This is a genomic window from Kitasatospora sp. CB01950 (genome assembly GCF_001905465.1).
Lineage (GTDB): Bacteria > Actinomycetota > Actinomycetes > Streptomycetales > Streptomycetaceae > Kitasatospora.
On record NZ_LISX01000002.1, the window covers coordinates 160,922 to 180,374 of the forward strand.

21 protein-coding genes are annotated in these 19,453 nt (G+C 73.3%); 1 reads left to right on the forward strand and 20 read right to left on the reverse strand.

Annotation, left to right across the window (positions count from 1 at the left end):
- Positions 1–65 precede the first annotated feature (65 nt).
- Entirely contained in the window at positions 66–644 is a 579-nt protein-coding gene (locus tag AMK19_RS05475; protein ID WP_073809508.1) for a flavin reductase family protein, read from the forward strand.
- Between the two features lie 65 nt (positions 645–709).
- Here AMK19_RS05475 and AMK19_RS05480 read toward each other — a convergent pair whose 3' ends face one another.
- From AMK19_RS05480 to prcA, 20 genes are all read right to left on the reverse strand, one after another.
- Positions 710–1,393, reverse strand: coding sequence for a GntR family transcriptional regulator (locus tag AMK19_RS05480; protein ID WP_073808604.1), 684 nt, complete (start codon positions 1,391–1,393; stop codon positions 710–712).
- A gap of 113 nt (positions 1,394–1,506) precedes the next feature.
- Positions 1,507–2,409 carry an ornithine cyclodeaminase family protein gene (locus tag AMK19_RS05485; protein ID WP_073808605.1) on the reverse strand — a complete coding sequence of 301 codons (903 nt, stop codon included), beginning with the start codon at positions 2,407–2,409 and terminating at the stop codon, positions 1,507–1,509.
- Positions 2,406–3,413, reverse strand: coding sequence for a proline racemase family protein (locus AMK19_RS05490; RefSeq protein ID WP_073808607.1), 1,008 nt, complete (start codon positions 3,411–3,413; stop codon positions 2,406–2,408). Before AMK19_RS05490 ends, AMK19_RS05485 begins: the two co-directional genes overlap by 4 nt.
- Before the next feature lie 140 nt (positions 3,414–3,553).
- Positions 3,554–4,936: an aldehyde dehydrogenase family protein gene (locus tag AMK19_RS05495; protein WP_073808608.1), complete on the reverse strand. Its 1,383-nt coding sequence runs from the start codon at positions 4,934–4,936 to the stop codon at positions 3,554–3,556.
- Between the two features lie 188 nt (positions 4,937–5,124).
- A complete protein-coding gene (locus AMK19_RS05500; RefSeq protein ID WP_073808610.1) occupies positions 5,125–6,132 on the reverse strand; it encodes a proline racemase family protein in 1,008 nt (335 codons plus the stop codon).
- Between the two features lie 253 nt (positions 6,133–6,385).
- Positions 6,386–7,324, reverse strand: coding sequence for a dihydrodipicolinate synthase family protein (locus AMK19_RS05505; RefSeq protein WP_073808611.1), 939 nt, complete (start codon positions 7,322–7,324; stop codon positions 6,386–6,388).
- Between the two features lie 42 nt (positions 7,325–7,366).
- On the reverse strand, positions 7,367–8,773 hold the full coding sequence (locus AMK19_RS05510) for an FAD/NAD(P)-dependent oxidoreductase (RefSeq protein WP_073808613.1): 1,407 nt from the start codon (positions 8,771–8,773) through the stop codon (positions 7,367–7,369).
- On the reverse strand, positions 8,754–9,062 hold the full coding sequence (locus AMK19_RS05515) for a (2Fe-2S)-binding protein (protein ID WP_380475377.1): 309 nt from the start codon (positions 9,060–9,062) through the stop codon (positions 8,754–8,756). Before AMK19_RS05515 ends, AMK19_RS05510 begins: the two co-directional genes overlap by 20 nt.
- Positions 9,063–9,207: 145 nt before the next feature.
- The gene (locus AMK19_RS05520) at positions 9,208–10,389 is read right to left on the reverse strand and encodes an NAD(P)/FAD-dependent oxidoreductase (protein ID WP_073808616.1); all 1,182 of its coding nucleotides are present in this window, start codon (positions 10,387–10,389) and stop codon (positions 9,208–9,210) included.
- 140 nt (positions 10,390–10,529) lie between these two features.
- Positions 10,530–11,396 (reverse strand): twin-arginine translocase subunit TatC, encoded by an 867-nt coding sequence (gene tatC, locus AMK19_RS05525; RefSeq protein ID WP_073808617.1) that lies wholly within the window; start codon positions 11,394–11,396, stop codon positions 10,530–10,532.
- Positions 11,397–11,497: 101 nt separating this feature from the next.
- The gene (locus tag AMK19_RS05530) at positions 11,498–11,758 is read right to left on the reverse strand and encodes a twin-arginine translocase TatA/TatE family subunit (protein ID WP_073808619.1); all 261 of its coding nucleotides are present in this window, start codon (positions 11,756–11,758) and stop codon (positions 11,498–11,500) included.
- Positions 11,759–11,904: 146 nt separating this feature from the next.
- A complete protein-coding gene (locus tag AMK19_RS35855) occupies positions 11,905–12,060 on the reverse strand; it encodes a hypothetical protein (RefSeq protein ID WP_158071869.1) in 156 nt (51 codons plus the stop codon).
- A 14-nt stretch (positions 12,061–12,074) separates the two neighbouring features.
- Positions 12,075–12,305 carry a hypothetical protein gene (locus AMK19_RS05535; protein WP_073808620.1) on the reverse strand — a complete coding sequence of 77 codons (231 nt, stop codon included), beginning with the start codon at positions 12,303–12,305 and terminating at the stop codon, positions 12,075–12,077.
- On the reverse strand, positions 12,302–13,237 hold the full coding sequence (locus AMK19_RS05540; protein ID WP_073809511.1) for a helix-turn-helix transcriptional regulator: 936 nt from the start codon (positions 13,235–13,237) through the stop codon (positions 12,302–12,304). The genes AMK19_RS05535 and AMK19_RS05540 overlap by 4 nt, the downstream gene beginning before the upstream one ends.
- Positions 13,238–13,263: 26 nt before the next feature.
- Entirely contained in the window at positions 13,264–14,238 is a 975-nt protein-coding gene (locus AMK19_RS05545) for a helix-turn-helix transcriptional regulator (RefSeq protein WP_073808622.1), read from the reverse strand.
- Between the two features lie 118 nt (positions 14,239–14,356).
- Positions 14,357–14,728, reverse strand: coding sequence for an FKBP-type peptidyl-prolyl cis-trans isomerase (locus AMK19_RS05550; protein ID WP_030913967.1), 372 nt, complete (start codon positions 14,726–14,728; stop codon positions 14,357–14,359).
- 60 nt (positions 14,729–14,788) lie between these two features.
- Positions 14,789–16,066, reverse strand: coding sequence for an FKBP-type peptidyl-prolyl cis-trans isomerase (locus AMK19_RS05555; RefSeq protein ID WP_083646517.1), 1,278 nt, complete (start codon positions 16,064–16,066; stop codon positions 14,789–14,791).
- 114 nt (positions 16,067–16,180) lie between these two features.
- Positions 16,181–17,167 carry an FKBP-type peptidyl-prolyl cis-trans isomerase gene (locus AMK19_RS05560; RefSeq protein WP_073808623.1) on the reverse strand — a complete coding sequence of 329 codons (987 nt, stop codon included), beginning with the start codon at positions 17,165–17,167 and terminating at the stop codon, positions 16,181–16,183.
- A gap of 78 nt (positions 17,168–17,245) precedes the next feature.
- Positions 17,246–18,607 (reverse strand): Pup--protein ligase, encoded by a 1,362-nt coding sequence (gene pafA / locus AMK19_RS05565; protein WP_043911520.1) that lies wholly within the window; start codon positions 18,605–18,607, stop codon positions 17,246–17,248.
- A gap of 97 nt (positions 18,608–18,704) precedes the next feature.
- Entirely contained in the window at positions 18,705–19,451 is a 747-nt protein-coding gene (gene prcA, locus AMK19_RS05570; protein WP_073808625.1) for a proteasome subunit alpha, read from the reverse strand.
- Positions 19,452–19,453 lie beyond the last annotated feature (2 nt).

Genomic DNA, 19,453 nt, shown 5'->3' on the forward strand with positions numbered 1-19,453 from the left:
CGCACCACACCGCCGCTCCGCACCACACCGCCTCGCCGCACCACACCGCCGCTCCGCACCGCGCGATAGAGCCGCACATCCTCTACTTCGGCACGCCGGTCGTCCTGCTGAGCACGGTCGACGCCGCCGGCGCGGTCAACCTCGCGCCGATCTCCTCCGCCTGGGCGCTGGACCGCACCGTCGTCCTGGGTCTCGGCCCGGACGGCCGGACCTCCCACAACCTCGCCGCCCGCCCCGAGCTGGTGATCAACGTCCCCGGCCCGCAGCTGTGGCGACAGGTGGAGCGGCTCGGCGACACCACCGGTCGGCCGGACGCGGCGCACTTCGTCCGCGACAAGTTCGCCCACGCGGGCCTGACGGCGCAGCCCGCCGAGCTGGTCGCGCCGCCCCGGGTTGCCGAGTGCCCGCTCCAGTTGGAGGCCCGGGTCGCGGATCTGCGCGCCGACGCCACCGGCGAGTTCCTCGTCGCCGAGGCGCACGTCCTGCGGGTGCACGCGGCCGAGTCGATCACCGTCGCCGGCACCGACTACGTCGAACCGGCGGCGTGGAGCCCGCTGGTCTACAACTTCCGCCACTACTTCGGCCTGGGCCCGGAGCTCGGCCACTCCTCCCGCAGCCGCACGCCCCGCCGCCCCACCACCTGACCGCCCGCGACCGTCAGCACCCAACCGCCCGACCGTCAGCACCCAACCGCCAAACCGCCCGACCGTCAGCGCCCGACCGAGCCCTGCTCGCCCTGCGCCCACAGGTGGCGGACGTGGCCGAGGTGCCGGGTCATGCACTCCTCGGCGGCCTTGGCGTCGCCGGTGAGCAGCACGTCCAGCAGTTCGAGGTGTTCCTCCGCCGAGGAGACCAGCTCGCCTCGCTGGTCGAGCCGGTTGAGGCCGTACAGGCGGGAGCGCTTGCGCAGGTCGCCGACGGTCTCGACCAGGCGGGTGTTGCCGGCCAGGGCCAGCAGGTCGAGGTGGAACTGCCGGTCGGCCTCCAGGTAGCCGATCAGGTCGTGCTTGCGGGCGGCCGCGACGATCGCCTGGGCCTGCGGGCGCAGCGCCTCCAGCTGTTCGGCGGTGGCGACGCCGGCGACCCGGCCGACCGTCGGGACCTCGATCAGCGCGCGGATCTCGGTGTACTCGTCGAGGTCGCGCTCGCTGAGCTCGGTGACCCGGAAGCCCTTGTTGCGGACGGCCTCGACCAGGCCCTCGCGGGCCAGGTCGAGCATCGCCTCCCGGACGGGGGTGGCGGAGACCCCGAAGTCGGCGGCCAGCGCGGGCGCGGAGTACACCACGCCCGGGCGCAGCTCGCCGGAGATCAGTGCGGCGCGCAGGGCGTGGGCGACCTGGTCGCGCAGCCGCTCCTGGACGGAGATGAGGTTGCGGGGCTTCAGGTCGGACATGGCGTTCCTCCGGGGTTTCAACAGATCCCCATTGTACAATGTCACGTTGCGGAGAGTGAACGCCTTGATCCGTTTCCGTCGGATCGGCTTCCGCCGAACCCGTCTCCGTCGGATCAGCTTCCGTCGGACCCCGCGCGGTCGTACTGCGCCGCCGCCACCGCCAGATCCTGCCAGGCCATGCCGACGCTCTTGAAGAACCTCGGCCGATCATGACGGACAACGGCCGTTCCGGTCACCAGTTCTGACAGATTATTCATCCGCTCCTCGGCCGCCCCGGCCATCAGAAGGTCCCCGGCCTCCCGCCGGGCCACCGCCCGCGCCTCCACGAACAGGTCCGCGCGGCCCACCAGTTCGGCGTCCACCTCGCGCGCGTCCGGCTCGTGCGAGCCGACCGCCGCGACCACCGCGCCGTCCGGCACCAGTCGGCCGTCGAACAGCGGGGTGCGCGCCGTGGTGCAGCACACCACCACGTCCGCCTCCGCCACCGCCTCCGGCCCGCCGGCCACCGCCTCCAGGCCCGACTCGCGGGCGTAGAGCACCAGTTCCTCGGCCGCGTCGGCCCGGCGCGCCACCACCGTCACCCGTTCCAGCGGCAGCACCGCACGCAGCGCGTCCACGTGTCCGAACGCCTGCGGTCCCGCGCCGAACACCACCAGGTGCGCGGCGTCCGGGCGCGCCAGCGCGCGCAGCGCCAGCGCCGTGACGGCGGGCGTGCGCAGCGCGGTGAGCGCCGCGCCGTCCAGCAGGGCCAGCGGCTGCAGGGTCGGGCCGTCCAGCAGCAGGTAGCTGCCGGTGATCCGGGGCAGCCCGGCCGCCGGGTTGGCGGGCGCCACCCCGGCGATCTTCACGCCCGCGAACCCGCCCGCCGCGGCGGGCATCAGCAGCAGTTCCCCGGCGGGCACCGGCACCACCGACCGCTGCGGGCAGCTCTCCACGTCGAGCCCGGCCAGCAGCACCCGCTCCAGGGCCTCGACGGCCGCCGGGTGGTCGATCGTCAACTCCAGCGTCGGCCTCACAGCAGGAACCCCGCTCCCAGCGAGTCGTCGCCGTCCAGCACGAACTGGTGCTCGCCGGTGCGGTGCGCGGTGCCCGTGACCTCGGTGACCACGCCGCCCGCCTCCTGGCCGCGGACCCGGCCGGTGAACACCGTCCCGATGATCGAGTCGTGCCGCAGGATCTGCTCCGGCCACAGCGCCCCCTCGTCGGCGAGCAGCGCCAGCCGCGCGGAGGTGCCGGACCCGCACGGCGAGCGGTCGATCTGCCCGTCCGCGAAGACCGTCACATTGCGCTGGTACGGCCCCGACGGCGTGTCGGGCAGCTCGTCGTACAGGATGACGCCGTAGACGCCGTCCCGGTGCTCCGCCAGCACGGGGTGGCCCTCCAGCGCGGCCCGGATCTCCCGCCCGGCGGCGGTCAGCGCGGTCAACTGGTCGGGGACGACGGCCAGGCCCAGCGCGGCGGCCGGCAGCGAGGCGTAGACCGCGCCGGAGTCCGCGAGGTCGACCGCCACCGTCGTTCCGGAGACGGCCAGTTCGACCTTCCGCGCCAGCACCCGGGTCGGCACGTTGCGGAACGTCACCGCGGTCGTCCGGCCCTCCCGCCGGTGCACCGTCGCGCTCACCCGGCCCGACGGCACGTCGATCCGCACCAGCGCCGTCCCGTCCTCCGGGGCCGGCACCCGCCCGGTGTCCACGGCCCACGCGCCGAGCGCCATCGTCCCGTGCCCGCACGCCGTCGAGTACCCGTCCTTGTGCCAGAACAGCACCCCGAAGTGCGCCTCGCTGTCGTCCGCCGGGACGACGAACCCGCCGTACATCCCGGCGTGCCCGCGCGGCTCCCGGGTCAGCAGGCGCCGCACGTCGTCCAGCGCGCTGCGCCGCGGCGCCGTCGCCTCGCCGCCCGCCCCGATGACGATCGCCCGCCGCTCGGCGACCGAGTCGCCGGGCACGGGCGGCAGCCCCCCGGTGACGATCCGGAACGGCTCACCGGCGGTGTGGTAGTCGGTGGTGGTGATGTTCATCGGCAACTCCCTGACGTGACAAGGCGTGACAAGACGTGACAACGGAACTGGACAAGGAACGGGCGCCGTCGGGGGCGCGGGCGACGGGCCCGCACCGGGGCGCGGGCGACGGACCCGCGCCCCGGCCGACGGCGCGGCTGTCAGTACTCCTCGGCCGGCAGCACGCTCACCGTCCGCGAGGCCGTGTAGAAGTCCAGCACCGCCTGTCCCTGCTCCCGCGCCCCGTACGACGCGGCCTTCGCCCCGCCGAACGGCAGGTGGAAGTCCACGCCGCTGCTCGGCGCGTTGATCCGGATCATGCCCGCGTCCAGCCGGTCCGCCGCCGCCAGCGCGACGTCCAGGCTCCGCGAGTGCACGGACGTCGACAGGCTGTGCCGCGTCCCGTTGGCCAGCGCGATCGCCTCGTCCAGGTCGGCCGCGCCGATCAGCACCGCCACCGGCCCGAAGAACTCCTCGCTCGCCAGCGGGTGTTCGCCCGGCACGCCTTCCAGCAGCGTCGGCTCCAGGTACCAGCCCGCGAGGTCGTCGGCCCGCGTCCCGCCCGCCAGCACGGTCGCGCCGGCGGCCTTCGCGCTGTCGACGGCGTCGGTCAGCCGCTCCAGCGCCTGCCGGTTGATCACCGGCCCGCACACCGCGCCCGCGCCCGCCGGGTCGACCGCCCGGATCTGTCCGAGGGCCTTCGCCAGCGCCTCCGCCAGCGGTTCGTAGGCGTCGCCCACGGCGATCACCCGGCTGGTCGCCGTGCACTTCTGCCCCGCGTATCCGGCGATCGCCGACGCCAGGTGCGCGGCCGCCTGCGCGATGTCGGCGTCCGGCAGCACCAGGGCCGCGTTCAGCCCGCCCATCTCCGCCTGCACGGGAATGCCCCGCTCGGCCGCCGCCGCGACCACCAGCCGGCCGACGGCCGTCGAGCCGGTGAACGAGACGACGTCGACGCCGCCGACCAGCGCGGCCCCTTCCTCGCCGCCGCCCGGGACGACCGTCAGCACCCCGTCCGGCAGCCCGGCCAGCTCGGCGAGCCGCAGCGCGCACGCCGTCGCCTCGGGGGCGGGCTTGAGCACCACGGTGTTGCCGACGGCCAGCGCGGGCGCGGCCTTCCAGGTCGGGATCGCCAGCGGGAAGTTCCACGGCGTCACCAGGCCGGCGACGCCGTACGGCCGGCGACGCGTCAGCAGCAGGCCCTGCCCGGCGGCCGGCTCGTGCACCTCGCCCGACGCGGCGAACGGCGCCTGCGCGTAGTACCGCCAGATCGCGACCGTCCGCGCCACCTCGCCGCGCGCCTCCGCGAGCGGCTTGCCGACCTCGCGCACCGTCAGCGCGACGAGCTCCTCGGCCGCCGCCTCCACGGCCGCCGCGGCCCGCCCGAGCGCAGCCGACCGCCCGGCCGCGCCGAGCGCCCACCACTCCCGCTGTGCGACCCGCGCCCGCGCGATCGCCTCCTCAACTCCCTTGGCCCCCACGGCTGTTGCCGAGACGACGAGATCCTCGGGCGAAGCCGGGTTGTACGAGTCGATGGTGCTCACGATCAGAAAACCTCTCACTAGAAGAACCGCCGGTACAGCCGAACGAGCAGGCGGGTCGAATCGGGGCACGGAGGACGGACGCCACGCCCGACTCCGCCGAGCCGCACGCCACGAACCCGCGCCGCCGCCCGTACCCCGGTCCCACCCGCCTGCTCACTCCCCCATTCCCCCACTACCCCACGCGTGCGCTACAGCAGGAACCCCGCCGGGAAGGGGTCCGTCGGGTCGAGGAAGTACTGCGCCGTCCCCGTCACCCAGGCCCGCCCGGTGACGGTCGGAACGACGGCAGGCAGGCCCGCCACCGTGGTCTCCTCCACCAGCCGCCCGATGAACGTCGTCCCCAGGAAGGAGTCGTTGCGGAAGTCCGCCCCGATCGCCAACTCGCCCCGCGCGTGCAGCTGCGCCATCCGCGCCGAGGTCCCCGTCCCGCACGGCGAACGGTCGAACCACCCGGGGTGGATCGCCATCGCGTGCCGCGAGTGCGTCGCGTCCGAGCCGGGCGCGAGCAGCTGGACGTGGTGGCAGCCGTGGATCGACGGGTTCTCCGGGTGCACGGGCCGCTGCTCCGGCGAGGCGTTGATCGCGTCCATCATGGCGAGCCCGGCCGCCAGGATCTCGTCCTTCCGCTCCCGTTCGAACGGCAGCCCGAACTGCTCCAGCGGCAGGATCGCGTAGTAGTTGCCGCCGTACGCGAGGTCGTACGTCACCGTCCCGTACCCGGGCACGTCGATCTTGCGCTCCAGCGCGGCGGAGAACGACGGCACGTTGCGGATGGTGACGCCCACCGCGGCCCCGTCCCGCACCGCGACCTCCGCGACCACCAGGCCCGCGGGGGTGTCCAGCCGCACCGTGGTGACCGGCTCGACCACCGGCACCATCCCGGTCTCGACCAGCACGGTCGCGACCCCGATCGTGCCGTGCCCGCACATCGGCAGCAGGCCGGAGACCTCGATGTACAGCACTCCGAAGTCGGCATCCGGCCGGGTCGGCGGCTGCAGGATCGCGCCGCTCATCGCGGAGTGGCCGCGCGGTTCGTACATCAGCAGCGTGCGGAAGTGGTCCAGGTGCTGCTGGAAGTGGGTGCGCCGCTCGGCCATCGTGGCGCCCGGAATGGTGCCGAAGCCGCCGGTGATGACGCGGGTGGGCATGCCTTCGGTGTGCGAGTCGACGGCGTGGAAGACGTGGCGGGTCCGCATCGCGGTGTTCTCTCCTGACGGCTGGTGGTCCGGCCCGGACCGTGCGCCCCCGAGGTCGCCGGTCCGGACCGGTGCTTGGACGACGGGCCCAGGCCCTCTCTTTTGGATCTTGTCGGACAGGCGCGCGGCGTCGGGCGCCCGGCTGGGCGTGGCGGCGAACCGTCCTCGTACTGGGTGTACTTGGATGGTTTGCCGGTGCGTTCAGGCGGGATGATCCGGCGTCGCGCGCCCGGCAAGATCCGGAAGAGAGGGCCTACTTGTGGCCCTCGGCGAGCGCCTTCTCGGTCGCGGCGCGCACGGCGCCCTCGATCTCGGGGCGCAGCGGCAGCCGCGGGGCGCGGGTGGGTCCGCCGTTGCGGCCGGCCAGGTCCATGGAGAGCTTGATGGCCTGGACGAACTCGGTCTTGGAGTCCCAGCGCAGCAGCGAGTGCAGCGACTTGTAGAGCGGCAGCGCGGTGGCCAGGTCGCCGGCGACGGCGGCGTGGTACAGCTCGGAGCAGGTGGCGGGCAGCGCGTTGGGGTAGCCGGCGATCCAGCCGACCGCGCCGGCGACGGCGAGCTCCAGCAGGACGTCGTCGGCGCCGATCAGCAGGTCGAGCTCGGGGGCGAGCTCGGCGATCTCGTAGGCGCGGCGGACGTCGCCGGTGAACTCCTTGACGGCGACGATGTGCCCGGCCGCGTGCAGGTCGGCGAGCAGCGCGGGGACCAGGTCGACCTTGGTGTCGATCGGGTTGTTGTAGGCGACGATCGGCACGCCGGCGGCGGCGACCTCGGCGTAGTGGGCGCGGACGGCGTCGTGGTCGGCGCGGTACGCGTTCGGCGGGAGCAGCAGCACGGAGCCGGCCCCGGCCTCGCCGGCCTGCTCGGCCCAGCGGCGGGATTCGGCGCTGCCGTAGGCGGCGACGCCGGGCATCACGCGCGAGCCGTCGCCGGCCGCCTCGACGGCGGTGGTGACGACCTTGGCGCGCTCCTCGGCGGTGAGGGTCTGGTACTCGCCGAGCGAGCCGTTGGGGACGACGCCGTCGCAGCCGTTGTCGATCAGCCAGCTGACGTGCTCGGCGTAGGCGTCGTAGTCCACGCCGCCGTCCGCGCGGAACGGCAGGGTGGTGGCGACCATGATTCCGCGCCAGGGGCGGGCGGGGTCGTGGGCGGTGCGAGTCACGGGGGTCTCCCTCGATATGATGTGTGACATTTTACAAATCCTCGACGAGGACGCAAGGCCCTCGCCGACGCTCTACTCGGAGAGTTCCGACGACCCGTCCTGCTCGGCCAGTTGGGCCAGCGGAACGGGACAGGACAGCGGTCGGCTGTCGGGCCGCCCGAGCGGGCCGCCGGACAGGCAGGCCACGGCGGGCCCGCACATCCGGCCCTGGCACCAGCCCATGCCGGCCCGGGTCAGCAGCTTGACGGTGCGCGCGTCGGCCGCGCCGAGTTCGGTGACGGCCTCCCGGACGGCCCGCGCCGGGACTTCCTCGCACCGGCAGACGTCGGTGTCGTCGGTCACCCAGCCCGTCCAGTCCGGCCCGGGCGCGTGCGCGGCCGCCATCAGCGCGGCGAACGCCCGCCGCCGCCGGCGCGCCGCCAACTCCTTGGCCGGAGCCGGTCGTTGCGCCACCGAGTAGGCGGCGAGCACGCCCTCGGCGAGCGCCAGGTCGGCCCCGCCGACGCCGCAGGTCTCCCCCGCCGCCCACAGTCCGGGCACGGTGGTGCGCTGCTGGGCGTCCACCCGCAGCGCGGCGGTGCCGTCGGCGGTGGTGACGGTGTCCGCGCCGAGTTCGACGGCCAGGTCGATCTGCGGGACGAGTCCGTGCCCGACGGCGAGCGCGTCGCACGCGATCCGCCGCTCGGTGCCGGGCACCGGCTTCCACCGGGCGTCCAGCCGGGCCACGGTGACGCCGGTGACCCGGTCGCTGCCGTGCGCCTCGACGACCGCGGACCGGAGCCGCAACCGTACCCCGTGCCGCAGCAGCCGCCGCGCGTGGTCGGCGCCCTCCGCCAGCTTGCCGGGGTTGCCCGCCAGCACCGGAAGCCCGCGGGCGTACCCGAGGTACCCCGTCGCCTCGACGATCGCCGGAACCCGCGCCCCGGCGGCCGTCAGCGAGGACGCGGCCGCCAGCAGCAGCGGACCGCTGCCCGCCACCACGATCCGCCGCCCCGGCAGCACCAGCCCGGACTTCAGCATCGCCTGCGCCCCGCCGGCGCTCACCACGCCGGGCAACGTCCAACCGGGGAACGGCAGTTGACGCTCGTACGCACCGGTCGCCAGCAGCACGGCCCGGGCCTCGACGGCGACCCGGTCGCCGCCCTCCGGCCCGCGCGTCGCCTGCAGCGTCCACCCGTCCGCACCCCGCTCGGCGGCCCACACGTGGTGCCCGGGCAGGTAATCCACCAGCGGGGCCGCCGCCAGCCGCTCGCGCAGCCACTCGAAGGTCCGCCAGCCGTGGTGCAGCCGATCCGGCCGCGCCGCCCCGAGCTCCGGCGCGGGATGCCGGTAGTACTGCCCGCCGAGCCGCGACCCCGCGTCCACCAGCGCCACCCGCAGCCCCAGGCCGGCCGCGGCGTCCGCCGCCGCCAGGCCCGCAGGCCCCGCGCCGATCACCGCGAGGTCGTAACCCACCCGCTCAGACCGCGAGTTCACCATGGCCGTGCCCTTCCTGCGTGGTCACCACGTCGCCGTCCTCGGCCGGCACCAGGCACAGCCGCTGGTTCGGACGCCCGTTCACGGTCGCCAGACAGTCGAAGCACTGCCCGATCCCGCAGAACGCCCCCCTGGGGCGCCCGCCGACCCGCGTCACCCGCCAGGCCACCACGCCGTCCGCCCACAACGCCGCCGCCAACGTCTGCCCGGGCAGCGCCGCAACCGCCCGCCCGTCGAACAGAATCGACCGCGCCGAGCCGGGCTCGGCACCCACCAATTCGAGCGGATCCACGCTCACACCTCCCAAACAGCCCCGAACCACCGCACACGACAACCCCCGCACACCCACCGCCGGCACCCGGCGCCCGGCCGCCCGCGCACCCCACGCGCAACGCCCGTCCCCCGCCCGCGCCGACCGGCGCCGGCAGCGCCGCCACCTACTCCGCTCCCGGACCCGAGCCGGCGGAACCCTCGTCCGCCCCCTCGAACCGCTCCGGCCGGAACGGCGAGAGATCGAACCCGACGTCCTCGCCCGCCAGTTGACGGCCGATCAGCAGCCCCGTCGCCGGCGCCAGCCCGATCCCCGCCCCCTCGTGCCCGCACGCGTGGTACAGGCCCGGCACCCGCACGTCCTGCCCGATCGCCGGCAGGTGGTCCGGCAGGTACGGCCGGAACCCCCGGTAGGCCCGCTGGACCGCCACCGTCCCCAGCACCGGGAACAGCGCGACGGCCTGCGCCGCGAGCCGCCGCAGCACCTCCACCCGCAGCGTCCGGTCGAACCCGACCCGCTCCCGGCTGGCGCCGATCAGCACCGGCCCGGCGGGCGTCCCCTCGACCACCGCCGAGGACTGCAGGTCCGCCGACCCGGACGCGACGTCCGCCACGTAGTCCGCGGCGTACACCTTCCGCCGCACCACCCGCGGCAGCGGCTCCGTGACCAGCACGAACCCTCGCCGCGGCAGCACCGGCAGCCGCACCCCGGCCAGCTCGGCCACCGCGCCGCCCCAGGTGCCGGCCGCGTTGACCACGGCGGGCGCGGCGAGCTCGCGCCGCTCGGTGACGACCCCCGCGATCGACCCGTCCGCGCCGCGCCGCAGCGCCGTCACGGCCTCCCCGAGGTACCGGTCCGCACCGGAGGCCCGCAGCAGCTGCGCGGCCGCCAGCGCGGGCTGCACCTGCGCGTCCTGGGGGTACAGCACCCCGCCGGGCAGCCCCTCGGCGAGGTGCGGCTCCAGCTCCCGCAGCTCCGCCCCGTCCACCGCGACGGCCTCCACCCCGACCCGCCGCTGTTCGACGGCGAACCGGTTCAGCGCGTCCAGCCCGGCCGCCCCGGAGGCGACCACCAGACCGCCCTTGGCCTCGTACTCGACCTGCTCGCCGAGCGAGTCCGCCAGCTCCCGCCACAGCTCGGTGGAGAGCAGCGCCAGGTCGAGTTCGGGCCCGGGTTCCTTGTCCGAGACCAGCAGGTTCCCCTCGCCGGCCCCGGTGGTCCCGCCGGCCACCGGCCCGCGGTCGACCACGGCCACCCGCAGCCCGGCCCGGGCCGCGTAATACGCGCACGCCGCGCCGACCACACCCGCACCGATCACCACGACGTCGTAGGAGGTTCGCTTCAACACGTCAGTAATATGTCACATGTCCAGAATCACCGACAAGCCCACCCCCTCCCGACACGCCCGAAAAGCCGCACCCGGGAACGCCGGACGGCCCCGGACCGTCAGGTCCGAGGCCGTCCGCACTGCGATCCGCCGGAGCGGGATCAGGTGATGTCGTCGTGCCGCGCCGCCTGCACCGGCTCCGCGGCGCCCACCGCCTCCGCGTCCTCGACGGCGTCCACCGTCAGGTCGACCTCCGAGGCCTCCTCGTCGCTCAGCAGCGCGTCGGGGTTTCGGGCCAGCTTGCGCTTGTCGTTGAGCAGCGAGACGCCGACCGCCAGGAAGTACAGCATCCAGATCGGCGCGGCCAGCGCCAGCATCGACAGCGGGTCGGCGGACGGGGTGGCGAACGCCGCGAACACGGTGATGCCCATCACCATGGCCCGCCACCAACCCAGCAGCCGCTTGCCGGAGAGCACGCCGATCAGGTTCAGCATCACCAGGAACAGCGGCAGCTCGAAGCCCAGGCCGAACACCAGCACCATGCGGGTGATCAGGTCCAGGTAGGTCTCGACCGGCACGATCGCCTTGACGCCGTCCGCGATGAAGCTGATCAGCATCATCGCGGTGGTCGGCATGATCACGTACGCGAGCACCGCGCCCGCCAGGAACAGCGGGGTGCCGAGCGCCAGGAACGAGACCGAGTAGCGCTTCTCGTGCCGGTGCAGGCCGGGCGAAACGAACTTCCACAGCTGGTACAGCCAGACCGGGGTGGCGGCCACCACGCCGGCCGTGAGGCTGACCTTCAGTGCGATGGTGAACGGCGTGGTCAGGCCGATGGTGGAGATCTCCACACAGTGCTTCATGCCCGCGGGCAGCTCCCCGCCCGGGCCGCACGCCGGCAGCGGCTCGATCAGGAAGTGCACCAGCTCCCTGCTGTAGAACGCCGCGGCGATCGTGAACACGATGATCGCCAGCAGCGACTTGACCAGCCGGTTGCGCAGCTCCCGCAGATGGTCGGCCAGCGCCATCCGCCCCTCAGGGTCCTTGGGCGCTTTGGTCGTCTTGCTCAACCCGGTCCTCGAATCGTGCGCTCGTCAGTGGTCGGAGTGGTGCGGGGCAGCCCTGCGGTTCAGGCGGCCCGGTCGGTGCGGGAGGCGCCGGGAGCGGTCTTGACCACCCGCTCCGGCTCGGCGGCGGGAGCAGGTGGAGCGGCGGGCGTGCCGGCGGCACCGGCCGTGAACTCGCCGCGCAGCGCCTTGCCCTCGCTCTTCAGGATCCGCAGGGACCGCCCGAGCCCCCGCGCCACGTCGGGCAGCCGCTTGCCGCCGAACAGCAGCACGGCGAAGACCACGACGATCAGCAACAAGGCGGGGTGTGTCAGAATCCGCATCGCAGCACCGCCTTCCTTGTCCGGGAGATCCAGGAGATCCAGGAGGTCCGGGGAGGCAGAGCTCCCCCTCTGCGGGCGATGGTAGCCGCTCGGGGTGTCGCGCCGGGAACCCGGTCCCCACCACCGGCGGCCGGGCCCCCGCGCGCTCAGCCCTTCTCGGCGGCCCGCTGCAACGCCGCGACCGCCCCGTCCACCTCACGGGTCAGCGCCCGCGCGTCCAGCCACAGCCGGACCGCGAGCGCGCCGAGCACCAGCAGCCCGGCGGTGGACAGCAGGACGGCGCCGACCAGGGTCCAGTTCATGTGCGGGGCCTTTCCTATCCGTCCACCGGCAGCAGCCGCATGGTGTGCACGCCGGCCGCGGTGAGCGCGGCGACGATCCGCTCCCCGGCGATCTTGCGGACGGACGCTCCGCAGGCCGGGCAGGTGAAGCTGTAGAAGGTGCGCTCCCGGCTGGCGCCGAGCGCCAGCCGGAACTCCTCGGCCGGGAGTTCGACCTTCTCCCGGCACTGCGAGCAGTACACCTTGAATCTGGTGCCCTCGGTCACGTGGTTCGGACCTGTCCGTCCCGGTAGTGCTCCAGCGCGGCCAGCGCGGCGGTGCGGGCCTGTTCGGCGAGCTGCGGCGGGGCGGTGATCCGGCCGTCCCGCCCGAGCCGCAGGGCGAGCGTGCGCAGCCCGGACGGTTCGGCGGAGCGCAGGGTGATCCGCAGGCCGCCGTCGGGGAGCTCCTCGGCGCTGTCGTGGGTGTAGTACTCGGCGACCCAGCGGCCGCCGGGTCCGACCTCGACCACGACCTGCGGGTCGTCGGCCGCGGGCGCGACCAGGCCGGCGGACAGGTCGCGGGGCTGCAGCCGGGGCGGGTTGGCGGGCTCGTCGAGGACCTTGATCTCGGCGATCCGGTCGAGCCGGAAGGTGCGCCGGTCCTCGGAGGTGCGGCACCAGCCTTCCAGGTAGGTGTGGCCCTCGGTGACCAGCCGGATCGGGTCGACCTCGCGCTCGGTGAGCTCGCCGCGGCCGTGCGACCAGTAGCGCAGCCAGATCAGCCGGCCCTCGCTGAGCGCCCGGTCGATGTCGGCGAAGACGGTGCCCTCGGCCTCGAAGGTGACGCCGATCCGGGCGGCCGACTCGGCGCTTTCGCCGGCCGCGTCCTCGATCTTGGCGACGGCCCGGGTGAGCGCCTGCCGGTCCCGCTCGCGCAGGCCGGGGAGCCCGGCGACGGCCCGGGCGGCGACCAGCAGCGCGGTGGCCTCGTCGGCGGCCAGCCGCAGCGGCTGCGCGACGTCGTCGACGTTGTGCCACCAGATCCGCTCGCCGTCGGTGTCGATGTCGAGCAGGTCGCCGCCGCGGAAGGAGGTGCCGCACATCGGCAGCACGTTGAGGTCGCCGATCAGTTCGCGCTCGGTGATCCCGAACGCCCGCGCCACCTCGGCCACCTCGGCCCCGGGCCGCTCGCGCAGGTAGGTGACCAGCGACAGCATCCGCCGCGTCTGGTCGATCGCGTTACTCACTGTGCAACCTCCGCGAGACCGGCGACGGCGCGCAGCCGGTCGATGACGTCGGCCCGCAGGTCCTCGGGGCCGATCACGATGACGTCGGGGCCGTACTCGGCGAGGTCGGCGCCCAGGCCGTTGCCGTACGGGATGTCCAGCTGGTCCCAGTCGGCGTCCACCGGCCGGGTGTCCAGCGCCCGCTGCCGCAGCGGGTACGCGGCGCCCCGCCGGATCCGCACCATCGCCACGGCCGTGGCGCCCTCGCCCGCGAACCGGGCGACCACGGCGCGCACGTCGACGTGCTCGGGGACGTCGCCGGTGAACGCGCCGGCCCGGGAGCGGACCTTGCCGGTGATCCGGGACAGCCGGAACACCCGGGCGGAGCCGCGGTCGCGGTCGAAGCCGGCCAGGTACCAGTGGCCGCGCCAGCACTCCAGCGCCCACGGCTCGACCGAGCGCGGCTCGGCGCCGGCGGCGCCGGCCTTGCGGTACTCGAACGTGACGGGCCGCCGGTCGCGGGCGGCGGTGAGCAGCGGCTCGAACGCGGCCTCCCGGCCGGGGATCCGCGGCTCCAGCGCACCGTGCTCGCGCTCCTCGGCGAACGGCACGCCGGCGGCCCGCAGCTTCTGCAGGGCGCCGCTGGCCGCGCCGGACATCTTGGCCTGCTGCCACACCCGGGCGGCGAGGGTGAGCGCGGCGGCCTCCTCGGCGTCCAGGGCGATCTCGGGGAGGCGGTTGCGGTCGCGGCGGGCGAGGTAGCCCACCTCGCCGTCCAACGCGTTCTCGTCCACGTCGATGACCAGGCCGAGTTCGCGCAGGTCGTCCTTGTCGCGCTCGAACATCCGGTTGAAGGCGTCCTCGGAGCCCTGTTGCCAGGCCTCTCTGTACGCCTCGACGGATTCGCGCAGCTCTTTCTTGGAGAGCGGACGCCGGGTGTTCATCAGGCACAGGGCGAGGTTCATCAGCCGCTCTGCCTTGGCGATCGCCATCGCTGACCTTTCCTCCGATCGGGGGGTGACCCGCCTGACCGTACCGGTCCGGACACGCTCGGCGAAAGCCGAACCCCCGGCTGCGTGCGCAGCCGGGGGTTCGATGGTGCGTCCGAGGTCAGACGCCCAGCAGGTCCACCACGAAGATCAGGGTGGAGCCGGCCGGGATCAGCGGGCTCGGGGACTGGTTGCCGTACGCCAGATGCGGCGGGATGACCAGCTCGCGGCGGCCGCCGACGCGCATGCCCTCGACGCCCTGGTCCCAGCCCTTGATGACCCGGCCCCCGCCCAGCGGGAAGCGGAAGGTCTGGCCGCGGTTCCAGGAGGCGTCGAACTCCTCGCCGGAGGCGAAGGTGACACCGACGTAGTGGACCTCGACGACCGCGCCGGCCTTGGCCTCGGCGCCGTCGCCGACCACGATGTCGCGGATCTGGAGCTCGGTCGGGGCGTCGCCGCCCGGGAAGTCGATCTCCGGCTTGGTCAGGCTCACTGTTGCTCTTCTCGTTCGGTTGCGTGAACGCTGCTCATCCTAAACAGAAGCGGCGGCCGGTCAGTCCTCGCCGCCGACGCCGGCGTCCAGAATGTCGATCACGAACACCAGCGTGGAGTTCGCCGGAATGCCGTTGCTGGCCTGGTCCTTGTAGGCCAGCGAGGCGGGGATGACCAGCTCGATGCGGCTGCCGATGTTCTGGCCGACGATGCCCTTGTCCCAGCCCTCGATGACGCTGCCCGCACCGGTGGCGAAGCTGTACGCCTGGTTGCGGTCGAGCGAGGAGTCGAACTTCTTGCCGTCCTTGTACAGCGCGCCGGTGTACTGGACGACGACCTTCTCGCCGGACTCGATCTTGCGGCCCTTGCCCTGGATCAGGACGTGCGACTTCAGCTCGGTCGGGTCGGCGGCGCCGGGCACCGGGATGATGTCGAACGGCTTCTTGCCGTTGTCCTTGACCTGCGGCATGTCGGCCGGCGGCGCGGTCATCTCGCCGCTGAGCACCGCGTCGGGCGCGGTGGCCTGCCGGATGTCGAGGACGAAGACCAGGCTGTCGGTGGCGCCGATGCCGAGCTGGGTGTTGCCCTGGGCGCCGAACGCGGCGGCCGGCGGGGCGACGACCAGCACCCGGCTGCCGGCCTTGTGGCCGCTGACGGCCTTGTCCAGCGCGGGGATCAGCTTCCCGGCCTCGGCCTGGAAGAGCTGCGGCTTGCCGCCCTTGTCCCCGTACGAGCCGGGGATCTCCTTGCCGGTGTTCCAGTCCAGGGCGGTGTAGTCGATGGAGACCCAGTTGCCCTTCTCGACCTTCGGGCCGCTGCCCGCGGAGAGCTCCTTGACGACGAAGGTGCCGTCCGGCTTGTCCTGCGGCACGGTGATGTTGGCCTTGGTGCCGAAGTCGCCGGTGACCGTCGGCAGCGCCTTGGCGCTGTCCTTGATCGGCGGGACGGGCTCCTGGCTCGGCGAGTCGGTGGCGGCGGGCTTCGCCGCGTCGGACTTCGCGGCGGGCTTGTCGTCGCCCTTGTTGACCTGGTACATGGTGATCGCGGAACCGATCAGCAGGACCGCGAGCACGGTGCCGAGGATCGCGCCGAGGCGGCCGGAGCTGCCCGGGTCCTCGTTGTATCCGGCCTCGGAGGTATCGGCCTTGCGCTGGGTGGAGGCGAAGACCTGCGGCGCCTCCTCGCCCTTGTCCCCGGCGCCGGGCGCCGGGGCCGACTGCGGGTCCCAGCCGGCCTGGGTCAGCATCTCGGCGGGGACGACGATCGACTCGCGGTCTCCTCCCGGCCGGCGCTGCCCGTTGTTGTCGGCCTCGTCCGGGCTCGACGGCTTCTCAGACATGACTCCCCAATTCATCTCGCCCGACGACGCGTGTACCACTGGTGCGGGGCAGCAGTATGGCAGGTCGGCATGAGAGCCGGTCGGTCCGGCCCCGGCCCCGCTGCCGGGCGTCGATCAGACAGCTTCCAGGATGTCGATCACGAACACCAGCGTGGAGTTCGCCGGGATCGAGCCGCTGGCCTTGTCGCCGTAGCCCAGCGACGGCGGGACGACCAGCATGACGCGGCTGCCGACGGTCTTGCCGACGAGGCCCTGGTCCCAGCCCTTGATCAGACTTCCGGTGCCGACCTGCAGCGCCTGCGCGCCGCCGTGGCTCCACGAGGAGTCGAACTGCTTGCCGTCGGCCCAGGTCACGCCGGTGTACTGGACCACCAGGGTCTGCCCGGACTTCACCTCCGGGCCGTCGCCCTTGATCAGCACGTACTGCTGCAGGTCCGCGGGCGGCTGCTCGCCGGAGGGGATGGTGATGGTGGGCGCGGCCTTGCCGTTGTCCTTGACCTGCGGGGCGTTCGCGGGCGGTTCGGTGACCTGCCCGGAGGCGGTGGAGTCCTGCGGCACCGACTGCATGATGTCGAGCACGAACACCACCGTGTCGTCCTTGCCGACGCCGAGCGCCGTCGACCCCTGGGCGCCGAACCCGGCGGCCGGCGGCGCCACCACCACCAGCCGGCTGCCGACCTTCTTCCCCTCGACGCTGACGTCGAACGCCGGCACCAGCTGCCCGGTGCCCGCCTGGTACAGCTGCGGCTTGCCGCCGGAGTCGTAGGAGCTGGTCAGGTCCTTGCCGCTGGTCCAGTCCTTGGCGGTGTAGTTGACGGTCACCCAGTCGTTCTTGTTGACCGTCGCGCCGGTGCCCTCGGTCTCGGTGTTCACCACGAACTGTCCGCTGGGCGGGCCGCCCGGCAGCGTGATCGTCGCTTTCGAGCCGAACTCCCCGCTGATCGTGGGCATCGGCGAGGCGGACGCGACCGGGCTCGGCACCTCCACCGGGGAGGCCGTCGTCGAGGGCGTCGACCCGGCGGACTTGCCGGAACTGCCGCTGCACGCGGTCAGCAGCACGGCGGCGAGGGGAACGGAGAGCAGGTAGGCGATTCGACGCATGGGGCCAGCGTATGGCCGGATTCGTCCGGTCCGTCGGAGGCACTCGGGCGTGCCTCCGACGGACCGTCGACGACTTGATCACATTCCGGCGATCAGCTTCTCCACCCGCTCGTCCACCGACCGGAACGGGTCCTTGCACAGCACGGTGCGCTGCGCCTGGTCGTTCAGCTTCAGGTGCACCCAGTCGACGGTGAAGTCGCGGCGCTGCTCCTGGGCGCGCCGGATGAAGTCGCCGCGCAGCCGGGCCCGGGTGGTCTGCGGGGGCACCGACTTGCCCTGGAAGGTCAGCAGGTCGTTGGTGACGCGCTGCGCCTGGCCGTTCTTCTGCAGCAGGTAGAACAGGCCGCGGCGGCGGTGGATGTCGTGGTACGCGAGGTCGATCTGCGCGACCCGCGGGTTGGACATGGTCATCTGGTGCTTGGCGCGGTACTTCTCGATCAGCTGGTACTTCATGATCCAGTCGATCTCGGTGCCGACCTTGCCGAGATCCTCGGTGCGCACCGCCTCCAGCGTGCGGCCCCACAGGTCGAGGACGCGCGCCACGGTGCCCTCGTTGAGGCCCTTGCGGTCGGCGAACTCCAGCGCCTTGGTGTAGTACTCCTCCTGGATCTCCAGCGCGCTGGCCTCCCGCCCGTTGGCGAGCCGGACCTGGTGGGTGCCCGTCAGGTCGTGGCTGACCTCGCGGATCGCCCGGATCGGGTTCTCCAGCGTCAGGTCGCGCATCACCACGCCGGCCTCGATCAGCCGCAGCACCAGGTCGGTGGCGCCGACCTTGAGCAGCGTGGTGGTCTCCGACATGTTGGAGTCGCCGACGATGACGTGCAGCCGGCGGTAGCGCTCGGCGTCGGCGTGCGGCTCGTCGCGGGTGTTGATGATCGGCCGGGAGCGGGTGGTGGCGGAGCTGACGCCCTCCCAGATGTGCTCGGCGCGCTGGCTGACGCAGTAGACGGCGCCGCGCGGGGTCTGCAACACCTTGCCCGCGCCGCAGATCAGTTGACGCGTCACCAGGAACGGGATCAGCACGTCCGCCAGCCGGGAGAACTCGCCGTGCCGGGCGACCAGGTAGTTCTCGTGGCAGCCGTAGGAGTTGCCGGCGGAGTCGGTGTTGTTCTTGAACAGGTAGACGTCGCCGGCGATGCCTTCCTCGTGCAGCCGCCGCTCGGCGTCCACCAGCAGCCCCTCGAGGATCCGCTCGCCGGACTTGTCGTGGGTGACCAGCTCGACCACGTCGTCGCACTCGGGGGTGGCGTACTCGGGGTGGGAGCCGACGTCGAGGTAGAGGCGGGCGCCGTTCTTCAGGAAGACGTTGCTGCTGCGGCCCCAGGAGACGACACGGCGGAAGAGGTAGCGGGCGACTTCGTCCGGCGACAGGCGGCGCTGGCCGCGGAAGGTGCAGGTGACGCCGTACTCGTTCTCGATCCCGAAAATTCGGCGGTCCATATGGCGACTCTTCTCTGTGGGAAGCTCCGTGAAACCCTTCGGTGCGGTGATGGATCGTCGGGCGGCCCGCCCGGCAGGTGGCGGGCCGCCGACTCGGTCATTCGGCGGTGGTGCCGTCGTCCTCTTCGGTGGCGGCGCTCTCGTCGCCGCTGAGCAGCCGGGACAGCTGGCTGCCCAGGATGCGCTTGAACTTGCGCTGCTGGACCCGCTGGCGGTCGAGGACTGCGACCTCCAGCTGCTCGGGCGTCAGGGCGCGCGGGCTGCCGCCGTTGGGGTCGCGGGCGAGGCCGTCGACGGCGAGCTTGAGCGCCTCGGTGAGGCTCAGGCCGGCCCGGTGGCGCTGGCCGAGGTAGTTGCCGATGGAGTCGGCGTTGCCGCCGACCACGACGGCGTTCTTCTCGTCCACCACCGAGCCGTCCGGGGTGAGCCGGTAGATCTGGTCGTCGGCGTCGGTACGGCCGACCTCGGCGACGATCAGCTCGACCTCGTAGGGCTTCTCCCCGACCGAGGAGAAGATGGTGCCCAGGGTCTGGGCGTACACGTTGGCCAGGCCGCGGGCGGTGACGTCGGCCCGGTCGTAGGAGTAGCCGCGCAGGTCGGCGTAGCGCACGCCGCCGATCCGCAGGTTCTCGAACTCGTTGTAGCGGCCGACCGCGGCGAACGCGATCTTGTCGTAGATCTCGGAGACCTTGTGCAGGGCGCGGGAAGTGTTCTCCGCGACGAAGACGATGCCGTCGGCGTAGGTGAGCACGACCACGCTGCGTCCGCGGGCGATGCCCTTGCGGGCGTACTCCGCGCGGTCCGCCATGGCCTGCTGGGGCGAGACGTAGAACGGCGTGGACACCG

Excerpts from the sequence above, each read along its gene's own strand:
- AMK19_RS05500 (WP_073808610.1), bottom strand. The coding sequence starts at position 6,132 with ATGCGGACCCGCCACGTCTTCCACGCCGTCGACTCGCACACCGAAGGC.
- AMK19_RS05545 (WP_073808622.1), bottom strand. The coding sequence starts at position 14,238 with ATGGCGATCGCCAAGGCAGAGCGGCTGATGAACCTCGCCCTGTGCCTG.
- AMK19_RS05505 (WP_073808611.1), bottom strand. The coding sequence starts at position 7,324 with ATGTCACACATCATATCGAGGGAGACCCCCGTGACTCGCACCGCCCAC.
- AMK19_RS05510 (WP_073808613.1), bottom strand. The coding sequence starts at position 8,773 with ATGGTGAACTCGCGGTCTGAGCGGGTGGGTTACGACCTCGCGGTGATC.
- pafA (WP_043911520.1), bottom strand. The coding sequence starts at position 18,607 with ATGGACCGCCGAATTTTCGGGATCGAGAACGAGTACGGCGTCACCTGC.
- AMK19_RS05555 (WP_083646517.1), bottom strand. The coding sequence starts at position 16,066 with ATGTCTGAGAAGCCGTCGAGCCCGGACGAGGCCGACAACAACGGGCAG.
- tatC (WP_073808617.1), bottom strand. The coding sequence starts at position 11,396 with ATGGCGCTGGCCGACCATCTGCGGGAGCTGCGCAACCGGCTGGTCAAG.
- AMK19_RS05540 (WP_073809511.1), bottom strand. The coding sequence starts at position 13,237 with ATGCTGTCGCTGGTCACCTACCTGCGCGAGCGGCCCGGGGCCGAGGTG.
- AMK19_RS05480 (WP_073808604.1), bottom strand. The coding sequence starts at position 1,393 with ATGTCCGACCTGAAGCCCCGCAACCTCATCTCCGTCCAGGAGCGGCTG.
- AMK19_RS05560 (WP_073808623.1), bottom strand. The coding sequence starts at position 17,167 with ATGCGTCGAATCGCCTACCTGCTCTCCGTTCCCCTCGCCGCCGTGCTG.
- AMK19_RS05530 (WP_073808619.1), bottom strand. The coding sequence starts at position 11,758 with ATGCGGATTCTGACACACCCCGCCTTGTTGCTGATCGTCGTGGTCTTC.
- AMK19_RS05490 (WP_073808607.1), bottom strand. The coding sequence starts at position 3,413 with ATGAACATCACCACCACCGACTACCACACCGCCGGTGAGCCGTTCCGG.
- AMK19_RS35855 (WP_158071869.1), bottom strand. The coding sequence starts at position 12,060 with ATGAACTGGACCCTGGTCGGCGCCGTCCTGCTGTCCACCGCCGGGCTG.